The sequence below is a fragment of the Streptomyces chilikensis genome, assembly GCF_001642695.1.
In the GTDB taxonomy this organism is placed as follows: Bacteria; Actinomycetota; Actinomycetes; order Streptomycetales; family Streptomycetaceae; genus Streptomyces; species Streptomyces chilikensis.
The window spans coordinates 3,073,682-3,075,192 of sequence record NZ_LWCC02000005.1; the positions used below are offsets into that span (position 1 = coordinate 3,073,682).

Below are 1,511 nucleotides of genomic sequence, written 5' to 3' on the forward strand. Positions count from 1 at the left end.
GTAGCCGTGGGCGAGGCCGTCGCCGGCGAGGTAGAGCTCGCCGGTCACGCCGGGTGCGGTGAGCTGGAGATGGTTGTCGAGGACGTAGGCGCCCTTGTTGACCAGGGGTGATCCGATGGGGATGACGGGGTGGGGTTGGTCGCCGGGTTCGATGGTGTGGGTGGTGGTGAAGCCCATGGATTCGGCGGGTCCGTAGCCGTTGACGACGGTGATGCCGGGCCTCAGTTGCTGGAGTTTGTGGACGTGGGCCGGGGAGGCCGCTTCTCCGCCCGTGTAGGCGGTGGTGACGGTGTCGAAGGCGTCGGGGTGCTCGTCGGTGAGGTAGTTGAACAGGCTCGCCGACAGCTGGAGCATCGTGACGCGGTGGCGGCGCGAGAGTTCGGTGATCAGCGCGGGTTCGGGTCGCTGCCCGGGTTGCAGGACGGTGGTGCCGCCGTGGAGCAGGGCGCCCCAGAACTCGAGGCTGAAGGCGTCCCAGGAAACGGGGGAGCACTGGAGGAAGACTTCGTCGGGTCCGAAGTGTCCGTAGGTCTGCGCGGTGACCGTGGAGACCAGGTTGCGGTGGGAGGACAGGATGCCCTTCGGCCGGCCCGTCGACCCGGAGGTGAACATCAGGCATGCGGCGTCGTCACTGGACAGAGGAATGTCGAGGTTCAGCTCGGGCAGGTCAGGCAGTTCCGCCGGCGAGGTGGACACCGTGGTCCAGGGTCCTTCGAGTCGTCCGGCGAGGGCGGGGTCGGTGACGAGGAGGTGTATGCCGGCGTCGGTGGCGGCGGCTTGCAGGCGTTCGTCGGGGAAGTCGGGGTCGAGGAGGGTGTAGGCGGCGCCGGTCTTGGTGACGGCGACGACCGCGGTGGCGAAGTCCGCGCCGCGTTCCAGCAGGACGCCGGCCAGGTCGCCGCGGCCCAGTCCTTGGTCGCGCAGGTGGCGGGCCCAGCGGTTGGCGGCCGCGTTGAGCTCCCGGTAGGTGATCTGCCGGTCGCCGTCGATCAGCGCGACCCGGCCGGGGAAACGTTCCACCTGCTGCTGGAAGCGCTCCACCAGTGAGATGTCGTCGATGTCGGTGCTGGTGCCGGCCCAGGTTCCGGTGACAAGTGCCCGTTCGTCCTGGGAGAGGATGTCGAGGTCGCTGATCCGGCGGCCGGGGTCGGCCAGTACCTGCTCGAGGACCTGGCCCAGGACGGTGACCATGCGCCGCACGGTGCTCTCGTCGAACAGGTCCCGCGCGAAGAGGACGGTCCCGTGCAGTTGCTGGTTGTCATCGGAGCGGAGCAGGAACTCGAGGTCGAACTTGGCCGAACCGTTCATGACGGGGACCACGTCACCCGTCCCGTTGCCGGACAGGGTCAGGCGGGGGGCGTTGGCGACGTCAAGGGTGAGGCAGATCTGGAAGAGCGGGTGACGCGCGAGCGAGCGAGTGGGGTTGAGCGCTTCGAGGACGAGGTCGAAGGGCGCTTCCTGGTGGGCGAAGGCGTCCAGGTCGGTGGCGCGGATCCGCGCCAGCAGTTCCT

At 68.8% G+C, this 1,511-nt stretch carries 1 protein-coding gene; it reads right to left on the reverse strand.

From position 1 onward, the window contains the following. A partial coding sequence (locus tag A2U95_RS32710) for an AMP-binding protein (protein WP_240957316.1) occupies positions 1-1,511 on the reverse strand: 1,511 nt, incomplete at both ends.